Raw genomic sequence first — 306 nt, 5'->3', positions numbered from 1 at the left:
CGCGCTCGGCGCGCTGCAGTCCTTCGCCGCCCACCACGGGGCCGACTTCTACGGGCTGCCTCGCAACCACGCGACCGTAACTTTGGCCCGCGAGCCCTGGAAAGTGCCCGCGGCCTACGCCTTCGGAGACGACGAGGTGGTGCCGCTGCGGGCGGGCGGGACGGTCGGCTGGCGGCTGGTCGGAACGACGAATCCAGGATAGATTGACCGCTTTGGAGCGCGCGGCGCGGAGCCGAGGAGCACCGGCGCCGGCGGCGTCATCCGAGAGCAGAGGAGGGACAGCGCATCATGGCCAACATCAAGACC

At 70.6% G+C, this 306-nt stretch carries 1 protein-coding gene; it reads left to right on the top strand.

Annotated elements, in window-relative coordinates; translation table 11 throughout:
- On the top strand, window positions 1–202 hold a 202-nt coding region (locus MD536_RS21000; RefSeq protein ID WP_239603757.1), incomplete at its 5' end, for a hypothetical protein.
- Between the last annotated feature and the right edge of the window lie 104 nt (window positions 203–306).

Source organism: Flavihumibacter cheonanensis (assembly GCF_022352215.1).
Lineage (GTDB): Bacteria > Bacteroidota > Bacteroidia > Chitinophagales > Chitinophagaceae > Flavihumibacter > Flavihumibacter cheonanensis.
This window is presented reverse-complemented; position numbering and strand designations above follow the sequence as displayed.